This window comes from Azospira sp. APE16 (genome assembly GCF_047901315.1).
Lineage (GTDB): Bacteria > Pseudomonadota > Gammaproteobacteria > Burkholderiales > Rhodocyclaceae > Azospira > Azospira oryzae.
The window spans coordinates 497,956-523,440 of record NZ_CP179682.1 but is presented as its reverse complement, the minus strand read 5'-3'; the positions used below and the strand labels follow the sequence as shown (position 1 = coordinate 523,440).

The window sequence follows — 25,485 nt, the reverse complement described above, 5'->3', positions numbered from 1 at the left end:
TCCTCAATTCGCAAAAATTCGATTACTTCTTGTTAATCACGGCTTCGGCGACGTTCTTCGGCGCCTCGGAGTAGTGCTTGAACTCCATGGAGTAGGTCGCACGACCCTGGGTCAGGGAGCGCAGCTGGGTGGCGTAGCCGAACATCTCGGCCAGGGGCACTTCAGCCTTCACTTCCTTGATGCCGCCGGGCAGATCATCCATACCCTGGACGATGCCGCGACGACCGGACAGGTCGCCCATGACGTTACCCATGTAGTCTTCCGGGGTTTCAACGACAACGGCCATCATCGGCTCCAGCAGCGTGGGCTGGGCCTTGCGCATACCTTCCTTGAATGCCATGGAGGCAGCCATGCGGAAAGCGTTTTCGTTGGAGTCCACGTCGTGGTAGGAACCGTCGAACAGGGTGAACTTGATGTCAACCACCGGGAAGCCGGCCAGCACACCGCTGGAGATGGCGTCTTGCAGACCCTTGTCCACCGCGGGAATGAATTCGCGGGGCACGGTGCCGCCCTTGATGGCGTCAACAAACTCGTAGCCCTTGCCGGCTTCGTTCGGCTCGATCTTGAGCCAGACGTGACCGTACTGACCGCGACCGCCGGACTGCTTGACGAACTTGCCTTCCTGTTCGACAGCCTTCTTGATGCATTCGCGGTAGGCCACCTGGGGAGCACCCACGTTGGCTTCGACGCTGAATTCGCGCTTCATGCGGTCGACGATAATTTCCAGGTGCAGTTCGCCCATACCGGAAATGATGGTCTGACCGGACTCTTCGTCGGTACGCACGCGGAAGGACGGGTCTTCGGCGGCCAGACGATTCAGGGCGATACCCATCTTCTCCTGGTCAGCCTTGGTCTTGGGCTCGACAGCCACGTGAATCACGGGATCCGGGAATTCCATGCGCTCGAGAATGATCGGAGCATCCGGATCGCACAGGGTTTCACCGGTGGTCACTTCCTTCAGACCCACGCAGGCGGCGATGTCGCCGGCCAGAACTTCCTTGATTTCCTCGCGGTTGTTGGCGTGCATCTGCAGGATGCGGCCGATGCGCTCCTTACGACCCTTGATCGGGTTGTAAATGGTGGAGCCGGAGGTCAGGACGCCGGAGTACACGCGCACGAAGGTCAGCTGGCCGACGTAGGGGTCGGTCATCAGCTTGAAAGCCAGGGCGGAGAACTTGGAGTCGTCGGAAGCAACGCGGCAATCCTTCTCGCCATTTTCCTTTTCGCCTTCAACAGGGGGAATATCCACCGGGGAGGGCAGCAGCTGAATAACAGCATCCAGCATGCGCTGCACGCCCTTGTTCTTGAAGGCGGTACCGCACAGCATGGGCTGGATTTCGCAGTTGATGGTGCGAGTACGCAGGCCCAGCAGGATGTCGGCCTCAGGCAGATCACCCTCTTCCAGGTACTTGTTCATCAGCTCTTCAGATGCCTCGGCAGCAGCCTCGACCATCTGTTCACGCCAGGTCTGGGCGGTCTCGACCAGATCAGCGGGAATGTCCTTGTACTCGAACTTCATACCCTGGGAGGCTTCATCCCAGATGATGGCCTTCATCTTGATCAGATCGACCACACCGGTGAAGGTATCTTCGGCACCGATCGGAATCACGATCGGCACGGGATTGCCCTTCAGGCGGACCTTCATCTGCTCGACGACCTTGAAGAAGTTGGCACCGGAGCGGTCCATCTTGTTCACGAAAGCCAGACGGGGCACCTTGTACTTGTTGGCCTGACGCCACACAGTCTCGGACTGGGGCTGAACGCCACCCACAGCACAGTAAACCATGCAGGCACCATCCAGCACACGCATGGAACGCTCCACCTCGATGGTGAAGTCCACGTGCCCCGGGGTGTCGATGATGTTGAAGCGGTGCTCGGGGAAGGAGTTGTCCATCCCCTTCCAGAAGCAAGTGGTAGCAGCGGAGGTAATGGTAATACCACGCTCCTGCTCCTGCTCCATCCAGTCCATGGTGGCAGCACCGTCGTGCACTTCACCGATTTTGTGGTTCACACCGGTGTAGTACAGGATGCGCTCGGTGGTAGTCGTCTTACCGGCGTCAATGTGAGCGCTAATACCGATATTGCGGTAGCGCTCGATGGGAGTTTTGCGAGCCACGTTAGTAACCTTCGCTGTAAACGTTTGTCAGGAGACGGTTAGAAACGGTAGTGGGCGAAGGCCTTGTTGGCTTCGGCCATACGATGCACTTCGTCACGCTTCTTCACGGCGCCGCCGCGGTTTTCGGCCGCCTCCAGCATTTCGGCAGCCAGACGCAGACCCATGGTCTTTTCGGAACGCTTGCGGGCGGCCTCGCGCAGCCAACGCATGGCCAGAGCCATACGGCGGGCGGGACGAACTTCCACGGGCACCTGGTAGTTGGCACCACCGACGCGACGGGACTTCACTTCCACCATGGGACGCACGTTGGCGATGGCGGAGGCAAACACTTCCAGAGGATCCTTGCCGGACTTGGAAGAAATCTGGTCGAAGGCACCGTAGACGATGCGCTCGGCCACGGACTTCTTGCCGCTTTGCATCACGGCATTCACAAACTTGGAGACATCCACGCTGCCGAACTTGGGATCGGGCAGGATGTCGCGTTTCGGTACTTCACGACGACGGGGCATAACAACCTCACTAGTTCACAATTCAGTTGCGACATTTCCGGAATAGAAATGACACATGGCCGCCCATGTGGGGGCGGCCACTTACTAAAACGACCTGATTAGGCCGCCTTCGGACGCTTGGCCCCGTACTTGGAACGGGACTGCTTACGATCCTTGACGCCCTGGGTATCCAGGGAGCCGCGCACGGTGTGGTAACGCACACCAGGCAAATCCTTCACACGACCACCGCGAATCAGGACCACGGAGTGCTCCTGCAGGTTGTGGCCTTCACCACCGATGTAGGAAATGACTTCGAAGCCATTGGTCAGACGAACCTTGCACACCTTACGCAGTGCGGAGTTCGGCTTCTTCGGAGTGGTGGTGTAAACACGGGTGCACACGCCACGCTTCTGGGGGCACTTTTCCAGAGCAGGAACCTTGCTCTTGGTAATTTCGGCCACCCGGGGCTTGCGCACGAGTTGGTTGATGGTCGGCATAACAAATCCTCATTTAGGCGGCTTTGCCGCCAAAACACTGAAACAGCGGGCTGACTGCCCGCCTCGCCTCAGCGATTTTTTTATCCAAACAAAGGCAATGATTAGCCTTTGCCGCGAAAAGACCCGAGATTTTATTGGGAAGCAACCCTCGAGTCAACGGTTGCTTCCCAAAGATCAGACGGCGTCGTTGCCGGCAGGCACTTCCTCGACAGCCACATCCTCCCCGCCCAGGACCCGGTCGAGGCCCTGGTCGTTGCCAGCAGCCTGCTGACGACGGGAATTGTGGTAGGCAAGACCGGTACCGGCAGGAATCAGGCGGCCGACGATGACGTTTTCCTTCAGGCCGCGCAGTTCGTCGCGCTTGCCCATGATGGCCGCTTCCGTCAGCACGCGGGTGGTTTCCTGGAAGGAAGCCGCGGAGATGAAGGAGTCGGTGGACAAGGAGGCCTTGGTGATACCGAGCAGCATGTAATCGTAGCTGGCGGGCAGCTTGCCTTCGGCAACGACGCGATCGTTCTCGTCCAGCACATCGGCACGTTCGACCTGTTCGCTCTTGATGAAGCGGGTGTCGCCCGGCTCGGTGATGGTGACCCGACGCAGCATCTGGCGCACGATAACTTCAATGTGCTTGTCGTTGATCTTCACGCCCTGCAGACGGTACACATCCTGCACTTCATCGGTGATGTAGCGGGCCAGGGCTTCGACACCCTTGAGCTTGAGGATTTCATGGGGATCGGGCTCGCCGTCCACAATGACCTCGCCCTTGTTCACCACCTGGCCGTCGTGCACCATGACGTGCTTGTCCTTGAGGATCAGATACTCGTGGGCGACACCGTCCAGATCGGTGATGACCAGACGCTGCTTGCCCTTGGTGTCCTTGCCGAAGGAAACGGTACCGGTGTACTCGGCCAGCATGCCCACATCCTTGGGCGTACGGGCTTCGAACAGCTCTGCCACACGGGGCAGACCGCCGGTAATGTCGCGGGTCTTGGCGGATTCTTGCGGAATCTTCGCCAGCACGTCGCCGACACCCACCTGCTGGCCGTCGGCCACGGTGATGATGGAGCCCACCTGGAAGGTGATGGTCACGGCGTGCTCGGTGCCATGCATCTTCACTTCCTGGCCGTTCTCGTCCAGCAGCTTGACCTGGGGACGCAGGCCCTTGGCCTGGGCCTTGCCGCCGCGCTTGGGATCGATCACCACCAGGGTGGACAGGCCGGTCACATCGTCGATCTGCTTGGCGACGGTGGAACCTTCTTCCACGTTCTCGAACTTGATGGTACCGGCGTACTCGGTAATCATCGGACGGGTATGGGGATCCCAGGTCGCCAGCACGGCACCGGCCTTCACCACCTGGCCGTCATCGGCGGTCAGGATGGCGCCGTAGGGCACCTTGTGACGTTCGCGCTCGCGGCCATTGTCGTCGGTCACCAGCACTTCGCCGGAACGGGTGAAGACGATCTTCTCACCCTTGACGTTGGTCACATAGCGCATGGTGGCAGTGAAGCGCACCACACCGTTGGACTTGGTATCGACCCGGTCGGCCACGGCAGCACGGGAAGCCGCACCGCCGACGTGGAAGGTCCGCATGGTCAGCTGGGTACCCGGTTCGCCGATGGACTGGGCGGCGATGACGCCGACAGCCTCACCCACATTGACCAGGGAGCCGCGGCCCAGATCACGGCCGTAGCACTTGGCGCACAGACCGTAACGGGTGTCGCAGGTCAGGGGGGTACGGACCTTGACTTCATCGATGCCCAGCTTGTCGATCAGATCGCACAGATCCTCGTCCACCAGGGTACCGGCTTCGATGACGGTTTCTTCGCTTTCCGGATTCACCACGTCAGCCACGACCACGCGGCCCAGAATACGGTCGCGCAGCGGCTCGATCACCTCACCGCCCTCGATCAGGGCCTTCATGGTGACGCCGTTCTGGGTGCCGCAATCGTCCTCGGTCACCACCAGATCCTGGGTCACATCCACCAGACGGCGGGTCAGGTAGCCGGAGTTGGCGGTCTTCAGTGCCGTATCGGCCAGACCTTTCCGCGCACCGTGGGTGGAGATGAAGTACTGAAGCACGTTCAGGCCTTCACGGAAGTTGGTGGTAATCGGCGTTTCGATAATGGAGCCGTCCGGCTTGGCCATCAGGCCCCGCATACCGGCCAGCTGGCGAATCTGGGCCGCGGAACCCCGGGCGCCGGAGTCGGCCATCATGTAGATGGAGTTGAAGGACTCCTGCTTCACGGTCTTGCCGTGACGGTCCACCACCTCTTCATGACCCAGCTGCTCCATCATGACCTTGGCCACCTGATCGCCGGTACGGCCCCAGATATCCACGACCTTGTTGTAGCGCTCACCGAAGGTCACCAGACCGTTGGTGTATTGGGTTTCGATTTCCTTAACTTCCTTCTCGGCCTCGGCGATGATGGTGTGCTTTTCGGTCGGCACACGCATGTCGTCGGAGCAGAAGGAGATGCCGGCACGGGTAGCCAGAGCGTAGCCGTTCTGCATCAGCTTGTCGGCGAACACCACCGTTTCCTTCAGGCCGCAACGGCGGAAGGAGGTGTTGATCAGCTTGGAGATTTCCTTCTTCTTCAGGGCCTTGTCGATGACGCTGAAAGGCAGGCCCTTGGGCAGGATCTCGGAAAGGATGGCACGGCCGCAGGTGGTGTTGTAGCGGGTGATCTTCTCCACCCACTCGCCGCTTTCGCCGCGCACGTATTCCTTCAGACGCACGGAAACCTTGGCGTGCAGGTCGGCCAGGCCGGAATTCACGGCCCGCAGCACTTCGCTGACGTCAGCGAAGTTCATGCCTTCACCCTTGGCGTTGATGCGGTCGCGGGTGGCGTAGTACAGACCCAGCACGATATCCTGGGACGGCACGATGATCGGTTCGCCGTTGGCCGGGGAGAGCACGTTGTTGGAGGCCAGCATCAGGGTGCGGGCTTCCATCTGGGCTTCCAGGGACAGGGGCACGTGGACAGCCATCTGGTCGCCGTCAAAGTCGGCGTTGAAGGCGGCACACACCAGGGGATGCAACTGGATGGCCTTGCCTTCGATCAGGGTCGGCTCGAAAGCCTGGATACCCAGACGGTGCAGGGTCGGCGCACGGTTCAGCATGACCGGATGTTCGCGGATGACGTCTTCCAGGATGTCCCACACCACGGGCTCCTGGGATTCGACCATCTTCTTGGCCTGCTTGATGGTGGTTGCCAGGCCCATCAGTTCCAGCTTGTGGAAGATGAAGGGCTTGAACAGTTCCAGGGCCATCAGCTTGGGCAGGCCGCACTGGTGCAGCTTGAGCTGGGGACCCACCACGATCACGGAACGACCGGAGTAGTCCACCCGCTTGCCCAGCAGGTTCTGACGGAAGCGGCCGCCCTTGCCCTTGATCATGTCGGCCAGGGACTTCAGGGGGCGCTTGTTGGCGCCGGTCATGGCCTTGCCGCGGCGACCGTTGTCCAGCAGGGAGTCCACGGACTCCTGCAGCATGCGCTTTTCGTTGCGCACGATGATTTCCGGTGCCTTCAGCTCCAGCAGGCGCTTCAGACGGTTGTTCCGGTTAATGACGCGACGGTAGAGGTCGTTCAGGTCGGAAGTGGCGAAACGGCCGCCGTCCAGGGGCACCAGCGGACGCAGGTCCGGGGGCAGCACGGGCAGCACTTCCAGGATCATCCAGTCGGGCTTGATGCCGGACTTCTGGAAGCCTTCGAGGATCTTCAGGCGCTTGGCGATCTTCTTGTTCTTGGCTTCGGAACCAGTGGTTTCCAGTTCGCTGCGCAGACGCTCGACTTCGTGATCCAGGTCCAGGGTACGCAGCAGTTCGCGCACGGCCTCGGCACCCATCAGGGCGATGAAGTCGTCACCGTACTCTTCCACCTTGGCCAGGTAGTCGTCTTCGGTCAGCAGCTGGCCCCGGTTGAGGGAGGTCATGCCGGGCTCGATCACCACGTAGGCTTCGAAGTAGAGGACCCGCTCGATGTCGCGCAGGGTCATGTCCAGCACCATGCCGAGACGGCTGGGCAGGGACTTGAGGAACCAGATGTGGGCGGTCGGGCTGGCCAGCTCGATGTGGCCCATACGCTCGCGGCGCACCTTGGCCAGGGTTACTTCGACGCCGCACTTCTCGCAGATGACGCCACGATGCTTGAGGCGCTTGTACTTGCCGCACAGGCACTCGTAGTCCTTGATCGGGCCAAAAATCTTGGCGCAGAACAGGCCGTCACGCTCCGGTTTGAAGGTGCGGTAGTTGATGGTTTCCGGCTTTTTAACTTCGCCGTAGGACCAGGACCGGATCTTGTCCGGCGACGCGAGACTGATGGTGATCGCGTCGAATTCTTCTTCCTGGGTTACCTGCTTAAACAGATCGAGCAGTGCTTTCATTGTTCACTCCAACCGGGGTGTGAATCCAAAAATTCCGTGTATCGGGCCAATTTGCTGCGTGGGGCGGTTTAGTACCGTTCCAGGTCGATGTCGATCGCCAGGGAGCGGATTTCCTTCACCAGCACGTTGAAGGATTCCGGCATGCCGGCATCGATCTTGTGCTCGCCCTTGACGATGTTTTCGTAAACCTTGGTACGACCATTCACATCGTCCGACTTCACGGTCAGCATTTCCTGCAGCACGTAGGAGGCGCCGTAGGCTTCCAGGGCCCACACTTCCATTTCACCGAAGCGCTGGCCGCCGAACTGGGCCTTACCGCCCAGGGGCTGCTGGGTCACCAGGCTGTACGGGCCGGTGGAACGGGCGTGCATCTTGTCGTCCACCAGGTGGTGCAGCTTCAGGTAATGCATGTAGCCCACCGTCACCTGACGCTCGAAGGCGTCGCCGGTACGGCCGTCGTGCAGGGTGATCTGGCCGGATTCGGGCATGCCCGCGAGACGCAGCATGGCCTTGATTTCGGCTTCGTCGGCACCGTCGAACACCGGGGTGGCGAAAGGCACGCCGGTGGTCAGGTTGCCGGCCAGTTCCATGATTTCCTGGTCGTTCAGCTCGTTCAGGTTTTCCTTCTTGCCTTCGGAGTTGTAAATCTCTTCCAGGAACTTGCGCACTTCGGCAGCCTTGGCGCCGGCCTGCAGCATGTCGCCGATCTTGTAGCCCAGGCCCTTGGCGGCCCAGCCCAGGTGCACTTCCAGAATCTGGCCCACGTTCATCCGGGACGGCACACCCAGGGGGTTCAGCACGATATCCACGGGACGGCCGTCGGCCATGTAGGGCATGTCTTCCACGGGCACGATGCGGGAAACCACACCCTTGTTACCGTGGCGGCCGGCCATCTTGTCGCCAGGCTGCAGGCGGCGCTTCACGGCCACGTAGACCTTGACCATCTTCTGCACGCCCGGGGGCAGTTCGTCGCCCTGGGTCAGCTTCTTGCGCTTCTCTTCGAAGGCAATGTCGAAGTCCTTGCGGGTCTGCTCCAGGGATTCCTTCAGCTGTTCCAGTTGCTGGGCGACTTCCTCGTCGGCCATGCGCACGTCGAACCAGTTGTGGGGATCGATGCCGTCCAGGTATTCCTGGGTCACGACAGTGCCCTTGGCCAGCTTCTTCGGACCGCCGTTGGCCGGCTTGCCGGTGATCAGGCGGCCGACACGGGCGAAGGTGTCACGCTCCACGATACGCATCTGGTCGGCCAGATCCTGCTTGTAGCCACGCAGATGGTCGTCGATGATGGACTGGGCGCGCTTGTCGCGTTCGATACCTTCGCGGGTGAACACCTGCACGTCGATGACGGTGCCGGCGATACCGGACGGCACGCGCAGGGAGGTGTCCTTAACGTCGGAGGCCTTCTCGCCGAAGATGGCGCGCAGCAGCTTTTCTTCCGGCGTCAGCTGGGTCTCGCCCTTGGGGGTGACCTTACCCACCAGCACGTCGCCGGCTTCCACTTCGGCGCCAATGTACACCACGCCGGATTCGTCCAGACGGGACAGCTGTACCTCGCCCAGGGAAGCGATGTCGCGGGTGATTTCCTCGGGGCCGAGCTTGGTGTCGCGGGCCACCACGGTCAGTTCTTCGATGTGGATGGAGGTGTAGCGGTCTTCCGCCACCACGCGCTCGGAGATCAGGATCGAATCTTCGAAGTTGTAGCCGTTCCAGGGCATGAAGGCGATCAGCATGTTCTGACCGAGGGCCAGTTCGCCCTTGTCGGTAGAAGCGCCGTCGGCCACCACGTCACCCTTGGCGATGATGTCGCCCATCTTCACCAGCGGACGCTGGTTGATGTTGGTGTTCTGGTTGGAACGGGTGTACTTGGTCAGGTTGTAGATGTCCACGCCGACTTCGCCCGGCACGGTTTCATCGTCATGCACACGGACCACGACGCGGGAAGCATCCACGTAATCCACCACGCCGCCACGCAGGGCCTGCACGGCGGTGCCGGAGTCCACGGCCACGGTACGTTCGATGCCGGTACCGACCAGGGGCTTCTCCGGACGCAGGCAGGGCACGGCCTGACGCTGCATGTTGGCGCCCATCAGGGCCCGGTTCGCATCGTCGTGCTCGAGGAAGGGGATCAGGGAGGCAGCGACGGAAACGATCTGGCCCGGGGCCACGTCCATGTACTGGACGCGGGACGGTTCGGCCAGGATGGTTTCGCCCTTTTCGCGGCAGGTCACCAGCTCGTCCACCAGGGTGCCGTCGGCACCCAGGGCGGCGTTGGCCTGGGCCACCACGTAAGCGCCTTCTTCAATGGCAGAGAGGTATTCGATCTGGTCGGTCACCTTGCCGTCCACCACCTTGCGGTAGGGGGTTTCCAGGAAACCGTAGGAGTTGGTGCGGGCGAACAGGGCCAGGGAGTTGATCAGGCCGATGTTCGGACCTTCCGGGGTTTCGATCGGGCAGACGCGGCCGTAGTGGGTCGGATGCACGTCGCGCACTTCGAAGCCGGCGCGTTCGCGGGTCAGACCGCCCGGGCCCAGAGCGGAAACGCGCCGCTTGTGGGTGATCTCGGACAGGGGGTTGGTCTGGTCCATGAACTGGGACAGCTGGCTGGAGCCGAAGAATTCCTTGATGGCGGCGCTGATCGGCTTGGCGTTGATCAGGTCGTGGGGCATCAGGTTGTCGGACTCGGCCTGGGACAGGCGCTCCTTGACGGCGCGCTCGACGCGCACCAGACCGGCGCGGAACTGGTTCTCAGCCAGTTCGCCGACGGAACGCACACGGCGGTTGCCCAAGTGATCGATGTCGTCGATTTCGCCGCGACCGTTGCGCAGTTCCACCAGCAGCTTGATGGATTCAACGATGTCGCGGGGCGACAGGGTCAGCTGCTCGCGCACTTCGACGTTGGCGCCCAGGGCCTTCAGTTGGGCGGCCAGGGTGTGGGCGGCTTCTTCGGTCAGGTTTTCGGCAGCGGCACGGGAACCATACTGCAGCTCGTTCAGGATTTCCTGGACGGTGCCCTGATTGGCGCCGGTGAACTCGGCGATGGCCTTGGCCAGCGCTTCGGTCTTGTGCGGAGCGTTCTTGATGGTGACCTTGTACTCGACCACATCGGGACGGCCGATGCGACGGTTGAACTTCATGCGGCCCACACCGGACAGATCGTAGCGATCGTCGGAGTAGAAGAGACCGTTGAAGAGGATCTCCACGGCTTCTTCGGTGGGCGGTTCGCCGGGGCGCATCATGCGGTAGATGGCGACGCGGGCGGCCTGCTTGGTGGCGGTATCGTCAGCACGCAGGGTGTTGGAGATGAAGGCGCCACGGTCCAGATCGTTGGTGTACAGGGTCTGGAATTCGGCCACGCCGGCTTCCCGCAGCTTGGCCAGCAGGGACTCGGTGATTTCATCGTTGGCATTGGCGATGACTTCGCCGCTGTCCTTGTCGATGATGTTGTGACCGATGACGCGGCCGACCAGGAAGTCGTCGGGCACGGCGATGTGCTTGATGCCGGCAGCGTCCAGATCGCGGATGTGCTTAGCGGTGATGCGCTTGTCCTTCGGCACGATGACCTTGCCGGCCTTGTCGCAGAAATCGAAGCGGGCGGTTTCGCCGCGCAGACGCTCGGGCACCAGGGTGAAGTCGGCGCCGTTCTTCAGCAGCTTGAAGTCGTCGAATTCGAAGAAGCCGGCCAGGATCTGCTCATTGGTCAGGCCGATGGCCTTGAGCAGGGTGGTGACGGGCATCTTGCGGCGACGGTCAACGCGGAAGAAGAGGATGTCCTTCGGATCGAATTCGAAGTCCAGCCAGGAACCGCGGTAGGGAATCACGCGGGCGGAGAACAGCAGCTTGCCGGAAGAATGGGTCTTGCCGCGGTCGTGCTCGAAGAACACGCCGGGGGAGCGGTGCAGCTGGGAGACGATGACCCGCTCGGTACCGTTGATGACGAAAGAACCGGTGGTGGTCATGAGCGGAATCTCGCCCATGTACACTTCCTGCTCCTTCACTTCCTTCACGGTATCCGGAGCTTCCCGGTCCATGATCACCAGACGCACCTTGGCGCGCAGGGCGGAGGCGAAGGTCAGGCCCCGTTGCTGACATTCCTTGACGTCGAAGGCGGGCTCGGCCAGCTGGTAGCTGACGAACTCCAGCCGGGCATTGCCGGAATGGGAAACGATGGGAAAGATGGAGCCGAAAGCGGCCTGAAGCCCTTGATTGCGACGCTTGGCGGTGGGCAGTTCCGCCTGCAGGAAGGCCGTATAGGATTCCAGCTGGGTGGCCAGCAAGAACGGCACGTCGAGCACGCTTGCACGCTTGGCAAAACTCTTGCGGATGCGTTTTTTCTCGGTGTAGGAGTAGGTCATGGTCGCTCCGAGCTCAGAAAGCAAAATTCCTCAAAAGAGGTTGGATCCGCCGATGTTCCCGGCGGCTGCAACGGATAAACGCAAGCTTCATCTTTTCTGCCTGTCCGGCGCCGGCGCCGGGAGATGATGCTTGCGTTTATACGTTGCGCAGTACTGGGTGATGCTGTTGGAACCGTTGAAACGCCTGGGCGTTTCAGAAAAGTACAAATGGGCTGGCGGCAAAAATGCCGCCAGCCCATGGCAAGCGAGTCGAATTTACTTGACTTCGACCTTGGCGCCAGCTTCTTCCAGCTGCTTCTTCAGGGCTTCAGCGTCAGCCTTGGAGATGCCTTCCTTCACTGCCTTGGGAGCGCCGTCGACGACGTCCTTGGCTTCCTTCAGGCCCAGGCCGGTAGCAGCGCGGACGACCTTGATGACTTCAACCTTCTTGTCGCCGGCAGCAGCCAGGACCACGGTGAACTCGGTCTGCTCTTCAGCAGCAGCGCCACCGGCGGCAGCGCCGGGAGCGGCCACGGCCATAGCGGCAGCGGAAACGCCAAACTTCTCTTCGAAAGCCTTGACCAGGTCGTTCAGGTCCATAACGGTCATGGAACCGACGGCTTCCAGGATGTCTTCTTTGGTAATAGCCATTTAGATAACTCCTAATTCAAATCGGATATGCAAGTGTTCGACAGGCCGATCAGGCAGCAGCGCCTTCGGCTTCGCGCTTCTTGGCGAGAGCGCCCATGGCCACGGCAAAGCCGGACACGGGAGCCTTCATCACGCCCAGCAGCTTGGCCAGCAGCTCATCGCGGCTCGGGATGGAAGCCAGGGCTTGCACGCCAGCCTTGTCCATCACCTTACCGGCGTAAGAGCCAGCCTTCAGCACCAGCTTGTCGTTGGTCTTGGCAAAGTCGTTGAGGACCTTGGCAGCGGCAACAGGGTCAGCGGAAACGCTGTAAATCAGCGGACCAACCATGTGCTCAGCCAGGCCGGCGAAGGCGGTGTCAGCCACCGCACGACGCACCAGGGTGTTCTTCAGCACACGCAGGTAAACACCAGATTCGCGGGCCTTTTTCCGCAGCACGGTGAGATCGCCCACCTCGATACCGCGGTACTCAGCCACGACGATGGTCTGGGCGTTGGCTACCTGTGCCGACACCTCTGCCACGACGGCTTTCTTGTCATTAAGATTGAGACCCATAGGTCTTTCCTCCTTTCAAGTCTAAACACGGCGGCTCGGAAGCCGAATCCGCCGCACCCACGGCGACCTGAATCAGGGAATCATGCCGGAAACCGGCCAAAATCCTGTTTCGGGAACACCGTCTGCGCAGGCCCCTCGCGGAACTTAAGCTACCGGGAAGAGAACTTCCCGGCGGCACCTGCGGTCTTTGACGATCCGCGGCCCCACCCCGGAGGGAGAGGCCACGGCCCAAAGTTCTTTTTGCTGCGAAATGCCTTAGGCGACCAGGGTGGCCTGGTCCACGCGCACGCCGGGGCCCATGGTGCTGGACACGGCGACCTTGCGCAGGTACTGGCCCTTGGAGGAAGCGGGCTTGGCCTTGTTCAGCGCATCGATCAGGGCCTTCAGGTTCTCTTCCAGCTTTTCAACCGGGAAGGAAGCACGGCCGATGGTGGCGTGGATGATGCCGCCCTTGTCGGTACGGTACTGAACCTGACCGGCCTTGGCGTTCTTCACGGCGGTAGCCACATCCATGGTCACGGTGCCGACCTTGGGGTTCGGCATCAGGCCGCGGGGGCCCAGAATCTGACCCAGGGCGCCGACGACGCGCATGGCGTCGGGAGTGGCGATGACCACGTCGAAATTCAGGTTGCCGCCCTTGACCTGTTCGGCCAGGTCGTCGAAACCGACCACGTCGGCGCCGGCAGCCTTGGCAGCCTCGGCCTTGTCGCCCTGGGCGAACACGGCGACGCGAACGCTCTTGCCGGTACCGGCGGGCAGTACCACGGAGCCACGAACCAGCTGGTCGGACTTGCGCGCGTCGATACCCAGGTTCACGGCCACGTCGATGGATTCATCGAACTTGGCGGTGGCGGTTTCCTTGGCCAGGGTCAGGGCTTGGGCAACGGCATAAGCCTTGTTGCGGTCGATCTTGCCCTGCAGGGCCTTTTGCTTCTTGGTCAGCTTTGCCATGTTACAGACCCTCCACCGTGATGCCCATGGACCGGGCGGAGCCGGCGATGGTGCGAACAGCTGCTTCCAGGTCGGCAGCGGTCAGATCGGGAGACTTGGCCTTGGCAATGTCCTCGCACTGGGCGCGGGTGATCTTGCCAACCTTGTCGGTATGGGGCTTAGCGGAGCCCTTTTGAATGCCGGCGGCCTTCTTGATCAGAATGGTGGCCGGGGGAGTCTTCATCACGAAGGTGAAGGACTTGTCCGCGAAAGCGGTGATCACCACGGGGATGGGCAGACCGGGTTCCACACCTTGGGTCTGGGCATTGAAGGCCTTGCAGAACTCCATGATGTTGAGACCGCGTTGGCCCAGGGCGGGGCCGATGGGGGGCGACGGATTCGCCTTGCCGGCCGGCACTTGCAGCTTGATAAAGCCGATGATTTTCTTTGCCATGATGGCTCCTAACTGGATGAGTATTAGCGCGGGTTGGGCGGCTGACGCCGCCTACTGACGCTCCTCTTGCTCGGAATTGGCGGGTTCCGGCCCCCGTCCTGCTGAATTCTTGGCGAAGCGAAACGACTCAGGACTTCTCGACCTGGCCGAACTCCAGCTCCACCGGCGTGGCGCGACCGAAGATGGTCACGGAGACACGCAGCTTGCTCTTCTCGTAATTGACGTCCTCGACGGAGCCGTGGAAGTCGGTGAACGGACCTTCCTTGACCCGCACCACTTCGCCGATCTCGAACAGCGTCTTGGGACGGGGCTTTTCCACCCCTTCCTGCATCTGCTGCATGATCTTGTCCACTTCCTTCTCGGAAATGGGGGTGGGCTTGGTGGCGGTGCCGCCGACGAAACCGGTGACCTTGGAAGTGTTCTTCACCAGGTGCCAAGTGTCGTCGTTCATTTCCATTTCCACCAGCACGTAGCCGGGGAAGAACTTGCGTTCGGAAATGCTCTTTTGGCCGCCCTTCATTTCCACGACTTCTTCGACGGGAACGAGGATGCGACCAAACATGTCTTCCATGCCAGCGCGCTGGATGCGATCCACCAGGGCACGCTGCACGCTCTTCTCAAAACCGGAATAGGCGTGAACTACATACCAGCGTTTGCTCATGATTTTTTCCAACCCAGGACCACATCATAGAGGAGCCATTCCAGACTCTTGTCCGTCAGCCAGAGAAAGATGGCCATGACGACCATGAAGACGAATACCACGCCGGTCGTCTGCAACGTTTCCTTGCGGCTCGGCCAGACAACCTTTTTGGATTCGGCAACAGCCTCCCGGCCGAAAATGAAAAAGCGCATTCCGGGCTCGGTTTTCCAGGCCACGGCAGCAGCCGCAACCAGACCAACCAGAACCACCAGAACGCGCAGGATCATTGCCTGCTCGGAGAGGACATAAAAGCCGGCCACGCCAGCGGCAAGCAACAGAAGCGCCAGCGCAAACTTGATCTTGTCGGCCATGTATCTCGCGTCTTATTGGATGGCAGGGGCGGAGGGTCTCGAACCCCCAACCTTCGGTTTTGGAGACCGACGCTCTGCCAATTGAGCTACGCCCCTGCAGCAGAGACTACAAAAGCGCCCCGAGGGTCGGGACGCTTTTACTTAAACCGAGTAAAAATTACTCGATGATCTTGGCAACCACACCGGCGCCGACGGTACGGCCGCCTTCGCGGATAGCGAAGCGCAGACCTTCTTCCATGGCGATCGGGGCGATCAGCTTCACGGTCATCTGAATGTTGTCACCAGGCATGACCATTTCCACGCCTTCGGGCAGGGAGATGGCGCCGGTCACGTCAGTGGTCCGGAAGTAGAACTGGGGACGGTAGTTGTTGAAGAACGGGGTGTGACGACCACCTTCGTCCTTGGACAGAACATACACTTCGCCAGTGAAGTGGGTGTGGGGGGTGATGGAACCGGGCTTGGCCAGCACTTGGCCGCGCTCGACTTCTTCACGCTTGGTGCCACGCAGCAGCACGCCCACGTTGTCACCAGCCTGACCCTGGTCCAGCAGCTTGCGGAACATTTCCACGCCGGTGCAGGTGGTCTTGGTGGTGGGCTTGATACCCACGATTTCGATTTCTTCGCCGACCTTGACGATGCCGCGCTCGACACGACCGGTCACCACGGTGCCGCGGCCGGAGATGGAGAACACGTCTTCGATGGGCAGCAGGAAGGGCTTGTCCACAGCCCGCTCGGGGGTGGGGATGTAGCTGTCCAGAGCGTCGGCCAGGGCCAGGATGGCGGGTTCGCCGATGTCGGACTGGTCACCTTCCAGAGCCTTCAGGGCGGAGCCCTTGACGATGGGAATGTCGTCGCCGGGGAAGTCGTACTTGGAGAGCAGCTCGCGCACTTCCATTTCGACCAGTTCCAGCAGTTCGGCGTCGTCCACCATGTCGCACTTGTTCAGGAACACGATGATGTAGGGCACGCCCACCTGACGGGCCAGCAGGATGTGCTCGCGGGTCTGGGGCATGGGGCCGTCAGCGGCAGAACAGACCAGAATGGCGCCGTCCATCTGGGCGGCACCGGTAATCATATTCTTCACGTAGTCGGCGTGACCCGGGCAATCCACGTGAGCGTAGTGACGGGTGGCGGTTTCGTATTCGACGTGGGCGGTGTTGATGGTGATACCGCGGGCCTTTTCTTCGGGCGCAGCGTCGATCTGGTCGTAAGCCTTGGCTTCGCCACCGAACTTCTTGGACAGAATGGTGGTGATAGCAGCAGTCAGCGTGGTCTTACCGTGGTCAACGTGACCGATGGTGCCCACATTAACGTGCGGCTTCGTACGTTCAAACTTTTCCTTGGCCATTGCGGTACCTCGAATTTAGAAAATGTAAAAAAAACTTCGGGGCAATCAGTGGTGCCCATGGGCAGGATTGAACTGCCGACCTCTCCCTTACCAAGGGAGTGCTCTGCCACTGAGCTACATGGGCATCCGCTTTCAACCAACCGTGCGGAGTGGAGCGGGTGAAGGGAATCGAACCCTCGTCTTAAGCTTGGAAGGCTTCAGCTCTACCATTGAGCTACACCCGCGTTCGATTTTTCACCCACGACGCCCAAACTTCAGAACCGGACATCGCTAACCGCAACAAAAACTTGGTGGAGGAGGAAGGATTCGAACCTTCGAAGGCAGAGCCGTCAGATTTACAGTCTGATCCCTTTGACCGCTCGGGAACTCCTCCAAAACGAAGCCGCGAATTATGGCTATGCCGGTTGCCCGTGTCAAGCCCTGCATCGCGAAGCGAGGGCGCATTATAGCAAAAGATTCCCATACGTCCAGCCCGATTTGTACGAATTCGCTTCCCGCCCCTCTGGGCCTAGAATGCCGCCTTTGCTCAAGCCCCCACATTACCTATGACCACAGCCTCCGTGCCCCTGCCCGCCGCCCTCGTTGAAGCCCTGCGCCAGCAGTTCGGCACCCGTTACTCCCAGGGCGAATCCGTGCGCCTGCAGCATGGCCGCGATGAATCCAAGCACGAGCCCATGCTGCCCGACGGCGTGGTGTTCGCCGAAAGCACCGAGGAAGTGGCAGCCGTCGTCCGCCTCTGCCGCGAATATCGCGTACCCGTCATTCCCTACGGGGTCGGCAGTTCCGTCGAAGGCCACGTGCTGGCGGTGCACGGCGGCATCAGCATCGACCTGTCCGGCATGAACCGGGTGCTGTCCATCCATGCCGAGGACCTGGACGTCACCGTCCAAGCCGGCGTCACCCGCAAGCAGCTGAACGACGAACTCAAGGGCACCGGCCTGTTCTTCCCCATCGACCCGGGCGCCGACGCCACCCTGGGCGGCATGGCCGCCACCCGGGCCTCCGGCACCAATGCCGTGCGCTACGGCACCATGCGGGAAAACGTGCTGAGTCTGACCGTGGTCACCCCCGAGGGCAAAATCGTCCGCACCGGCAGCCGGGCCCGCAAGTCCTCCGCCGGCTACGACCTGACCCGCCTTTTCGTCGGCTCCGAGGGCACCCTGGGCATCATCACCGAGCTGACGGTGAAGCTGTACCCCATTCCGGAAGCTATGTCCGCCGCCGTTTGCGCCTTTCCCTCGGTGGATGCCGCCGTGGACACGGTGATCCAGACCATCCAGCTGGGCGTGCCGGTGGCCCGGGTGGAACTGCTGGACGCCCTCACCCTTCAGGCCATCAACCGCTATTCCAAGACCACCCTGCCGGAAGCACCGACCCTGTTCTTCGAATTCCACGGCAGCGACAGCAGCGTCCAGGAGCAGGCCGAACTGACCCAGGAGATCGCCCAGGGCAACGGCGGCCAGGACTTCCAGTGGGCCACCCGTCAGGAGGACCGCAGCCGCCTGTGGCAGGCCCGCCACGACGCCTATTTCGCCTGCCTGCAGCTCAAGCCCGGTGCCCGCTGCTTCCCCACCGACGTCTGCGTCCCCATCTCCCGTCTGGCCGAATGCATCCACGCCACCAATGAGGACATCGCCCAGGTTTCCCTGCCCATCGCCCTCTTCGGCCACGTGGGCGACGGTAACTTCCATCTGGTGGTGCTGGTGGATACGGACAACCCCAAGGAAATGGCCGAGGGCGAATGGATCAGCCAGCGCGTGGTGGAGCGGGCCATCGCCATGGAAGGCACCTGCACCGGCGAACACGGCATCGGCCTGGGCAAGCAGCACTACCTGCTGCAGGAGCACGGGGAAGACGGCGTGGCCCTGATGCGCACCCTGAAGACTGCCCTGGACCCCCTCAACCTGATGAACCCGGGCAAGATCCTGCCGCCCCAGGCCTGAGGCGCCACCTCCCCCACCAAGGGCGCTGCGGCGCCCTTTTTCATTGCATCTGCCGTTGCGCGCCGCGCCTGCTGCAACGCAACGTTACGCGCCCTCCGCGGTCCCATACAATGCCTGCGTCGCCCACCCGCGACGCATGACAAGACCGGCACAGCCCACAAGGCAGCGACCGGACAGACCAACCTGCCAACGCGATCCTGCCCGCCCGCAAACGGGATGAAGGCGAGACGCCGGCGACCAATGGAGGAGCAAATCGCATGAGCGATCTCTCTTTGCACGTCCCCAAGGAGCTGGCGTCCGCCAGCCTGGACGACAAGTACACCACCCTTTCCGGCCGCGCCTTTCTCACCGGCACCCAGGCCCTGATCCGCCTGCCCATGCTGCAGCGGCTGCGGGATCAGGCCCAGGGGCTCAATACTGCCGGCTTCATTTCCGGCTACCGGGGCAGCCCTCTCGGCGGCCTGGACCAGGGCCTGTGGAAAGCCCAGAAATATCTGGCGGAAAACCACATCACCTTCCAGCCCGGGGTCAATGAGGACCTGGCCGCCACCGCCGTCTGGGGCAGCCAGCAGGTCAATCTCTTCCCCGGCGCCAAGTACGACGGGGTGTTTGCCCTGTGGTACGGCAAGGGCCCGGGGGTGGACCGCAGCGGCGACGTCTTCCGCCACGCCAACGCCGCCGGCAGCTCCCGGCACGGCGGCGTGCTGGTAGTGGCCGGCGACGACCACGCCGCCAAGTCCTCCACCCTGCCCCACCAGACCGAGCACGTCTTCAAGGCGGTGATGATGCCGGTGCTGTATCCGGCCAACGTCCAGGAGTACCTGGAATACGGCCTGCACGGCTGGACCATGAGCCGCTATTCGGGCTGCTGGGTGGCCTTCAAGGCCCTGGCGGACACGGTGGAAACCTCGGCCTCGGTGTGGGTGGACCCCATGGCCCTGGACATCCGCCTGCCGGAAGATTTCGAACTGCCGGCCGACGGCCTCAACATCCGCTGGCCCGACCCGCCTTTGGTGCAGGAGGCCCGCCTCACCCACTTCAAGCTCTACGCCGCCCTCGCCTACGCCCGGGCCAACCGGCTCAACCGCATCGTCATCGACTCCCCGGCGCCACGCCTGGGCATCATCACCGCCGGCAAGTCCTATCTGGACGTGATGCAGGCCCTGGACGAGCTGGGCATCGACCAGCAGCTGGCCGCCCAGATCGGCATCCGCCTCTACAAGGTGGGCATGGTCTGGCCCCTGGAATCGGAAGGGGTGCGCCAGTTTGCCGAGGGGCTGGACGAAATCCTGGTGGTGGAAGAGAAGCGCCAGATGCTGGAATACCAGTTGAAGGAAGAGCTCTACAACTGGCGCGAGGACGTGCGGCCCCGGGTGGTGGGCAAGTTCGACGAGAAGGGCGAATGGGCCCTGCTGCCCGACGGCAAGGGCCATCTGGCCCACGGCGACTGGCTGCTGCCGGCAGCCGGCGAACTGTCCGTGGCCCAGATCGCCCGGGCCATCGCCAGCCGCATCGAGCGCCACTTCACCAGCCCGGCCATCAAGGCCCGCCTGGACCTCATCGAGGCCAAGCAGAAGGCCCTGCAGACGCCCCTGATCCTCACCCGGCGCACGCCCCACTTCTGCTCCGGCTGCCCCCACAACACCTCCACCCGGGTGCCGGAAGGCTCCCGGGCCGTGGCCGGCATCGGCTGCCACTACATGGTGACCTGGATGGACCGCAGCACCTCCACCTTCACCCACATGGGCGGCGAGGGCGTCACCTGGGTCGGCCAGGCGCCCTTCACCGAAGAAAAACACATCTTCGCCAACCTGGGGGACGGCACCTACTTCCACTCCGGCCTGCTGGCCATCCGCCAGTCGGTGGCGGCCAAAACCAACATCACCTACAAGATCCTCTACAACGACGCCGTGGCCATGACCGGCGGCCAGCCGGTGGACGGCATCCTCTCCGTGCCCCGCATCACCCGCCAACTTGAGGCCGAAGGGGTGGGCCGGATGGTGATCGTCACCGACGAGCCGGAGAAATACGCCGAGGTGACGGACCTGGCGCCCAACGTGCCGGTGCGCCACCGGGACGAACTGGACGCGGTGCAGCGGGAACTACGGGAAATTCCCGGCACCACCATCCTCATCTACGACCAGACCTGCGCCACGGAAAAGCGGCGCCGCCGCAAGCGGGGCAAGCTGGCCGACGTGGACCGCCGGGTCTTCATCAACGAGGCGGTGTGCGAGGGCTGCGGCGACTGCTCGGTGCAGTCCAACTGCCTCTCGGTCATCCCGGTGGAAACCGATTTCGGGCGCAAGCGGGCCATCGACCAGTCCAACTGCAACAAGGATTTCTCCTGCCTCAAGGGCTTCTGCCCCTCCTTCGTCACCCTGGAAGGGGCGAAGCTGAAGAAGGGCCAGGCCCTGGCCATGGACGCACAGGACTGGCCGCCCCTGCCCGAGCCCGTGCTGCCGCCCACGGCGCGGCCCTACAACCTGCTGGTGACAGGGGTCGGCGGCACCGGCGTGGTGACCCTGGGCGCCCTTATCGGCATGGCCGCCCACCTGGACGGCAAGGGCGTCTCGGTGCTGGACATGACCGGTCTGGCCCAGAAGTACGGCGCCGTGTTCACCCACCTGCGCTTCGCCGACCGGCCGGAGGACATCCACGCCGCCCGCATCGCCACCGGCGAGGCGGACGCCATCCTGGGCGGCGACGTGGTGGTGACGGCAGGCAACGAGGCCCTGTCCAAGATGCTGGAAGGGCGCACCCGGGCCGTGGTGAACTGCACGGAAACCCCCACCGCCGAATTCACCCGCAACCCGGACTGGCAGTTCCCCCTGGCCCGCATGCAGCAGACGGTGGCCGCTACCGTGGGCGCCGACCACGCCTGGTTCCTCGACGCCCAGGCCCTGGCCACGGCCCTCATGGGCGACGCCCTGTATACCAACATGTTCCTCCTCGGCTACGCCTGGCAGAAAGGCCTGGTGCCGGTGAGCCTGCCGGCCCTGGGCCGGGCCATCGAGCTCAACGGCACCGCCGTGGCGGCCAATCTCCAGGCCCTCGACTGGGGCCGCCGCGCCGCCGTGGACGAGGCCCGGGTACGCCAGCTGGCAACGCCTGCCGCCGACACGCCGCCGCCCCGGCCTGACGCCGCCCTGGAGGAAGTGCTGGCCCTGCGGGAACAGGAACTGACGGACTACCAGGACGCCGCCCTGGCCCGCCGCTACCGCCAGCGCATCGAAGCCCTGCGCCAGGCCGAGGCGCCCCTGGACCCGGCCCTGCCGGTGACCCTGGCCGCCGCCCGCAACTACTTCAAGGTTCTGGCCATCAAGGACGAGTACGAAGTGGCGCGCCTGCATACCCGGCCCGAGTTCTTCGCTCGTCTGCGCCAGACCTTCGCCGGCGAACCGGGCAAGGACTACGCGGTGCATGTGCACCTGGCCCCGCCCCTGTGGGCCAGGCCGGACCCGCGTAGCGGCCAGATCCGCAAGCGGCAGTACGGCCCCTGGATGCTCGGCGCCCTGAAGCTGCTGGCCCGCCTCAAGTTCCTGCGCGGCACGGCCCTGGACGTTTTCGGCCATACCGCCGAGAGGCGCATGGAACGGGCGTTGCAGGCCGGCTACGAGGCAGACCTGGAGCGCATTCTGGAGGCCCTGGCCGCCGGCAGCGCCCACCCGGCCCTGCTGGAACTGGCGCGGCTGCCGGAAAGCGTGCGCGGCTACGGCCACGTCAAGGCCGCCAGCGCCGAGAAAGCCCGGCAGCAGCACCAGGAGCTGCTGCGGCAACTGGAAGGGGGCGAAGCGGCACCGGCGGTCTGAGGTCTGAGGTCTGAGGTCTGAGGTCTGAGGTCTGAGGTCTGAGGTCTGAGGTCTGAGGTCTGAGGTCTGAGGTCTGAGGTCTGAGGTCTGAGGTCTGAGGTCTGAGGTCCGAGGTCTGAGGTCTGAGGTCTGAGGTCCGAGGCCGGCGAGCCCGTCCGGGCCGGAACGGCGGGTCGGTTACAATGACCGACCCGCTTTTTTTCAGGCTCCGCCGTGCCCGCTTCCTCCCGCCAACTCGCCCTCCAGTTCGCTGCCGTCCTCCTGGTGCTGTCCCTGGCCTGGCCCTATTACGGCATGAAGGCCGAGCTGCTGCCCTGGGATCAGGTGGCCCTGGCCATCGGTGCCACCGCCCTGGTCTTCGCCACCCTCAGCCGCCAGGCCTGGTGGTGGCGCCTGATCCACGCCTGCTTCGCTCCCCTGGCCTGGGCCGTGGCCCAGCTCGACATTGCCCCGGGCTGGTTCCTGCTGGCCTTCATCCTCATGCTGCTGGTGTACCGGGGCGCCGTCTCCGGCCAGGTGCCGCTCTACCTCTCCAACCGGGAAACGGCGGCCGCCCTGGCCGACCTGGCCCGGGAACGGGGCAGCCGGCGCATCCTGGACCTGGGGGCCGGCATCGGCAGCCTGCAGGCGCCCCTGGCCCGGGCCCTGCCCGAAGTCCGGGTGGATGGCCTGGAGAACGCCCCCCTCACCTGGCTGCTGGGCCGCCTGCGCCTCTCCGGCCAGGCCAATGCCGCCCTGGGCTACGGCGACATGTGGCGCACCGACCTGGCCGGCCACGACCTGGTGTACACCTTCCTTTCCCCCGAACCCATGGACTGGCTGGGCCAGAAGGCCGCCGCGGAACTGCCGGCCGACGGCCTGCTGGTGAGCAACAGCTTCCCCGTGCCCTGGGCCGAGGCGGATCGCATCATCGAAGTGGGCGACCGCCGCCGCACCCGCCTCTACTGCTACACCCCGGAAAGCCTGCGCACCCAGCTGGCCGCCGCAGTTGCCGCGGAAGACGCATCCGGGGACAATCCGGCCTAGCCTAACGTCATCAACCTTCCTACCGACAGCAGCCGCCATCTTGAAAAACTGGGGCATCCAGACCCGCATCCTCCTGCTCGCCCTGGCCCCCGCCGTGGCGGTGGCCGGCGCCCTCAGCGTCTACTTCGTCCTCGCCCTGCTCTCCGACCTGGACCGGGACCTGCGGGACCGGGGCCTGGGCCTGGCCCGGCAGCTGGCGGCCATCGCCGAGTACAGCACCTACTCCGGCGACCGCCAGACCCTGGGCAGCGTGGCCCTGGCCGCCCTGGAGGAAGCCCACGTGAACAGCGTCGAGGTCTACGACCAGGAGGGCGAGGCCCTGGCGGCCAGCGGCGCCCTGCCGGCGCCCCTCTCGCCCCTGCCGAGCCCGACCCAGAGCGACGTCATCCACGAGGATGAAGACCATCTGCGCATCGCCGCGCCGGTGCTGCGCCACCGCTTCGACATCCAGGACCCCTTCCTCGCCGAGTCCCCGGTAGCCGGCCGCCCTGAGCCGCCGCCCCTGCTCGGCTGGGTGGTGGTGGAAATGTCCCGCCAGTCCCTGGAGACCCGCCGCCAGGAAACCATCGCCTTCACCCTGACCCTGGTGCTGCTGACCGTGGCCGCCACCAGTCTGCTGGCCATGATCCTGACGCGCCAGGTGAGCCGCCCCATCGTGCGCCTGGAAAAGGCAGTGGAGCGCATCCGCGCCGGCCAGCTCAACCTGCAGCTGCCCGCCGACAGCGGCGGCGACCTGCAGCGCCTGGAGGAAGGCTTCAACACCATGGCCCAGGCCCTGCAGGAAGCCCGGGACAACCTGGAAGGCAAGATCGCCGACGCCACCCGGGAACTGGAACGCAAGCGGGCCGAGGCGGAGCGCTCAAGCCTGGCCAAGTCCCGCTTCCTGGCTGCCGCCAGCCACGACCTGCGGCAACCCCTGCACGCCCTCAACCTGTTCGCCTCCGACCTGAAGAACCACGCCCGGGGCCCGGACCAGGAAAAGCTGGCCGGCCAGATCGGCACCTCCATCCGCAGCATGTCGGAACTGCTGGACGCCCTGCTCAATATCTCCCGCCTGGATGTGGCCGGGGTCAATCCCCAGCCCCTGGCCACGCCCCTGCAGGCCATCTTCGACAAGCTGCAGCAGACCTATGCCCGGGAAGCGGAGAACCGGGGGCTGCGCCTGCGCTTCCGCCCCACCCGGGCCTGGGCCCATACGGACCCGGCCCTGGTGGAACGGCTGCTGGGCAACCTCATCACCAATGCCCTGCGCTACACCGAGCGGGGCAGCATTCTGGTCGCCGCCCGCCGCCGGGGCCAGGCCTGGCGGGTCGAGGTAAGGGACAGCGGCGACGGCATCGCCCCCGAGTTTCAGCGGGCCGTGTTCGAGGAATTCGTCCAGGTCGGCAATGCGGAACGGGGCCAGGGCAAGGGCCTGGGCCTGGGCCTGGCCATCGTGGACCGGCTGGCCAAGGCCATGGAGGCCCCCCTGGATCTGCGCTCCGCCCTGGGCCAGGGCTCGGTGTTCGCAGTCCAGCTGCCGGCCTGCGCGGCCGTGGCGGAGACGCCCGCCGCCGAACTGGAACAACGCCCGCCTCTGGCCGCCCTGCTGGCCTACGGCCCGGGCTTCATGGCCGAAAGCGCCGAACAGCTGGAGGCCTGGCTGCGGGACTGGGGCCTGCGCTGCCGTCGGGTGGAATCGGCCGCCGCGGCCCAGGCCCTGCTGGCCGAGATGGCCGCCGGCAGCGAAGGCCCCTTCCTCTGGCTAGCGCCGGGCAACGGCACGACCTTGCGCGAAGTGCTGGCCCTGGCGCCGGAGCGCCCGGCCGTGATCATCGGCGGGGAAGAACAGGAGGGCATGGCGGACGGGGGCTGGTTCAGCCTGCCCCACCCGGCGCGACCGGCCAAGCTGCGTGCCTTGCTGCAGCGCCTGGCCGGCGAACTGGAAAAGACGGAAAACGCCTAG

Annotated in this window: 16 protein-coding genes and 4 tRNA genes; 4 read left to right on the top strand and 16 right to left on the bottom strand. The window is 63.6% G+C overall.

Going from position 1 to position 25,485, the window contains the following annotated elements:
• Positions 1-22: 22 nt before the first annotated feature.
• From fusA to ACLSSQ_RS02550, 16 genes are all read right to left on the bottom strand, one after another.
• On the bottom strand, positions 23-2,116 hold the full coding sequence (gene fusA, locus ACLSSQ_RS02625; RefSeq protein WP_014235482.1) for an elongation factor G: 2,094 nt from the start codon (positions 2,114-2,116) through the stop codon (positions 23-25).
• Between the two features lie 38 nt (positions 2,117-2,154).
• The gene (rpsG, locus tag ACLSSQ_RS02620) at positions 2,155-2,625 is read right to left on the bottom strand and encodes a 30S ribosomal protein S7 (RefSeq protein ID WP_014235483.1); all 471 of its coding nucleotides are present in this window, start codon (positions 2,623-2,625) and stop codon (positions 2,155-2,157) included.
• A gap of 98 nt (positions 2,626-2,723) precedes the next feature.
• The gene (gene rpsL / locus ACLSSQ_RS02615) at positions 2,724-3,101 is read right to left on the bottom strand and encodes a 30S ribosomal protein S12 (protein WP_014235484.1); all 378 of its coding nucleotides are present in this window, start codon (positions 3,099-3,101) and stop codon (positions 2,724-2,726) included.
• Positions 3,102-3,275: 174 nt separating this feature from the next.
• Positions 3,276-7,484, bottom strand: a complete 4,209-nt coding sequence (gene rpoC, locus ACLSSQ_RS02610) for a DNA-directed RNA polymerase subunit beta' (RefSeq protein ID WP_014235485.1) — start codon at positions 7,482-7,484, stop codon at positions 3,276-3,278.
• Between the two features lie 68 nt (positions 7,485-7,552).
• The gene (gene rpoB, locus ACLSSQ_RS02605; RefSeq protein WP_014235486.1) at positions 7,553-11,836 is read right to left on the bottom strand and encodes a DNA-directed RNA polymerase subunit beta; all 4,284 of its coding nucleotides are present in this window, start codon (positions 11,834-11,836) and stop codon (positions 7,553-7,555) included.
• Between the two features lie 255 nt (positions 11,837-12,091).
• A complete protein-coding gene (gene rplL / locus ACLSSQ_RS02600; RefSeq protein ID WP_014235487.1) occupies positions 12,092-12,466 on the bottom strand; it encodes a 50S ribosomal protein L7/L12 in 375 nt (124 codons plus the stop codon).
• Between the two features lie 49 nt (positions 12,467-12,515).
• Positions 12,516-13,019 (bottom strand): 50S ribosomal protein L10, encoded by a 504-nt coding sequence (gene rplJ / locus ACLSSQ_RS02595; RefSeq protein WP_014235488.1) that lies wholly within the window; start codon positions 13,017-13,019, stop codon positions 12,516-12,518.
• 255 nt (positions 13,020-13,274) lie between these two features.
• Positions 13,275-13,970, bottom strand: a complete 696-nt coding sequence (rplA, locus tag ACLSSQ_RS02590) for a 50S ribosomal protein L1 (RefSeq protein WP_014235489.1) — start codon at positions 13,968-13,970, stop codon at positions 13,275-13,277.
• A 1-nt stretch (position 13,971) separates the two neighbouring features.
• The gene (gene rplK, locus ACLSSQ_RS02585; RefSeq protein WP_014235490.1) at positions 13,972-14,403 is read right to left on the bottom strand and encodes a 50S ribosomal protein L11; all 432 of its coding nucleotides are present in this window, start codon (positions 14,401-14,403) and stop codon (positions 13,972-13,974) included.
• A 127-nt stretch (positions 14,404-14,530) separates the two neighbouring features.
• Positions 14,531-15,064 carry a transcription termination/antitermination protein NusG gene (gene nusG, locus ACLSSQ_RS02580; protein ID WP_014235491.1) on the bottom strand — a complete coding sequence of 178 codons (534 nt, stop codon included), beginning with the start codon at positions 15,062-15,064 and terminating at the stop codon, positions 14,531-14,533.
• Entirely contained in the window at positions 15,061-15,414 is a 354-nt protein-coding gene (gene secE, locus ACLSSQ_RS02575; RefSeq protein WP_014235492.1) for a preprotein translocase subunit SecE, read from the bottom strand. Before secE ends, nusG begins: the two co-directional genes overlap by 4 nt.
• 20 nt (positions 15,415-15,434) lie before the next feature.
• Positions 15,435-15,510: transfer RNA gene (locus ACLSSQ_RS02570), tRNA-Trp, on the bottom strand.
• Between the two features lie 61 nt (positions 15,511-15,571).
• Positions 15,572-16,762: an elongation factor Tu gene (gene tuf, locus ACLSSQ_RS02565; protein WP_014235481.1), complete on the bottom strand. Its 1,191-nt coding sequence runs from the start codon at positions 16,760-16,762 to the stop codon at positions 15,572-15,574.
• 49 nt (positions 16,763-16,811) lie between these two features.
• Positions 16,812-16,886, bottom strand: a tRNA-Thr gene (locus ACLSSQ_RS02560).
• Positions 16,887-16,912: 26 nt separating this feature from the next.
• A tRNA-Gly gene (locus ACLSSQ_RS02555) sits at positions 16,913-16,986 on the bottom strand.
• Between the two features lie 64 nt (positions 16,987-17,050).
• Positions 17,051-17,135: transfer RNA gene (locus ACLSSQ_RS02550), tRNA-Tyr, on the bottom strand.
• A 172-nt stretch (positions 17,136-17,307) separates the two neighbouring features.
• On the opposite strand from ACLSSQ_RS02550, the gene ACLSSQ_RS02545 reads away from it, so the two are divergent.
• The 4 genes from ACLSSQ_RS02545 (at position 17,308) to ACLSSQ_RS02530 (ending at position 25,485) form a co-directional block, all read left to right on the top strand.
• A complete protein-coding gene (locus ACLSSQ_RS02545; RefSeq protein ID WP_416243717.1) occupies positions 17,308-18,705 on the top strand; it encodes an FAD-binding oxidoreductase in 1,398 nt (465 codons plus the stop codon).
• A 257-nt stretch (positions 18,706-18,962) separates the two neighbouring features.
• Entirely contained in the window at positions 18,963-22,514 is a 3,552-nt protein-coding gene (locus tag ACLSSQ_RS02540) for an indolepyruvate ferredoxin oxidoreductase family protein (protein WP_416243716.1), read from the top strand.
• A gap of 213 nt (positions 22,515-22,727) precedes the next feature.
• Positions 22,728-23,540: a class I SAM-dependent methyltransferase gene (locus ACLSSQ_RS02535; protein WP_416243715.1), complete on the top strand. Its 813-nt coding sequence runs from the start codon at positions 22,728-22,730 to the stop codon at positions 23,538-23,540.
• 40 nt (positions 23,541-23,580) lie between these two features.
• Entirely contained in the window at positions 23,581-25,485 is a 1,905-nt protein-coding gene (locus ACLSSQ_RS02530) for an ATP-binding protein (RefSeq protein ID WP_416243714.1), read from the top strand.

Bases quoted from the DNA above. Each gene is read 5' to 3' on its own strand.
- rpsG (WP_014235483.1), bottom strand. From the start codon at position 2,625: ATGCCCCGTCGTCGTGAAGTACCGAAACGCGACATCCTGCCCGATCCC.
- rpsL (WP_014235484.1), bottom strand. From the start codon at position 3,101: ATGCCGACCATCAACCAACTCGTGCGCAAGCCCCGGGTGGCCGAAATT.
- rpoC (WP_014235485.1), bottom strand. From the start codon at position 7,484: ATGAAAGCACTGCTCGATCTGTTTAAGCAGGTAACCCAGGAAGAAGAA.
- rpoB (WP_014235486.1), bottom strand. From the start codon at position 11,836: ATGACCTACTCCTACACCGAGAAAAAACGCATCCGCAAGAGTTTTGCC.
- rplL (WP_014235487.1), bottom strand. From the start codon at position 12,466: ATGGCTATTACCAAAGAAGACATCCTGGAAGCCGTCGGTTCCATGACC.
- rplJ (WP_014235488.1), bottom strand. From the start codon at position 13,019: ATGGGTCTCAATCTTAATGACAAGAAAGCCGTCGTGGCAGAGGTGTCG.
- rplA (WP_014235489.1), bottom strand. From the start codon at position 13,970: ATGGCAAAGCTGACCAAGAAGCAAAAGGCCCTGCAGGGCAAGATCGAC.
- rplK (WP_014235490.1), bottom strand. From the start codon at position 14,403: ATGGCAAAGAAAATCATCGGCTTTATCAAGCTGCAAGTGCCGGCCGGC.
- nusG (WP_014235491.1), bottom strand. From the start codon at position 15,064: ATGAGCAAACGCTGGTATGTAGTTCACGCCTATTCCGGTTTTGAGAAG.
- secE (WP_014235492.1), bottom strand. From the start codon at position 15,414: ATGGCCGACAAGATCAAGTTTGCGCTGGCGCTTCTGTTGCTTGCCGCT.
- tuf (WP_014235481.1), bottom strand. From the start codon at position 16,762: ATGGCCAAGGAAAAGTTTGAACGTACGAAGCCGCACGTTAATGTGGGC.
- ACLSSQ_RS02545 (WP_416243717.1), top strand. From the start codon at position 17,308: ATGACCACAGCCTCCGTGCCCCTGCCCGCCGCCCTCGTTGAAGCCCTG.
- ACLSSQ_RS02540 (WP_416243716.1), top strand. From the start codon at position 18,963: ATGAGCGATCTCTCTTTGCACGTCCCCAAGGAGCTGGCGTCCGCCAGC.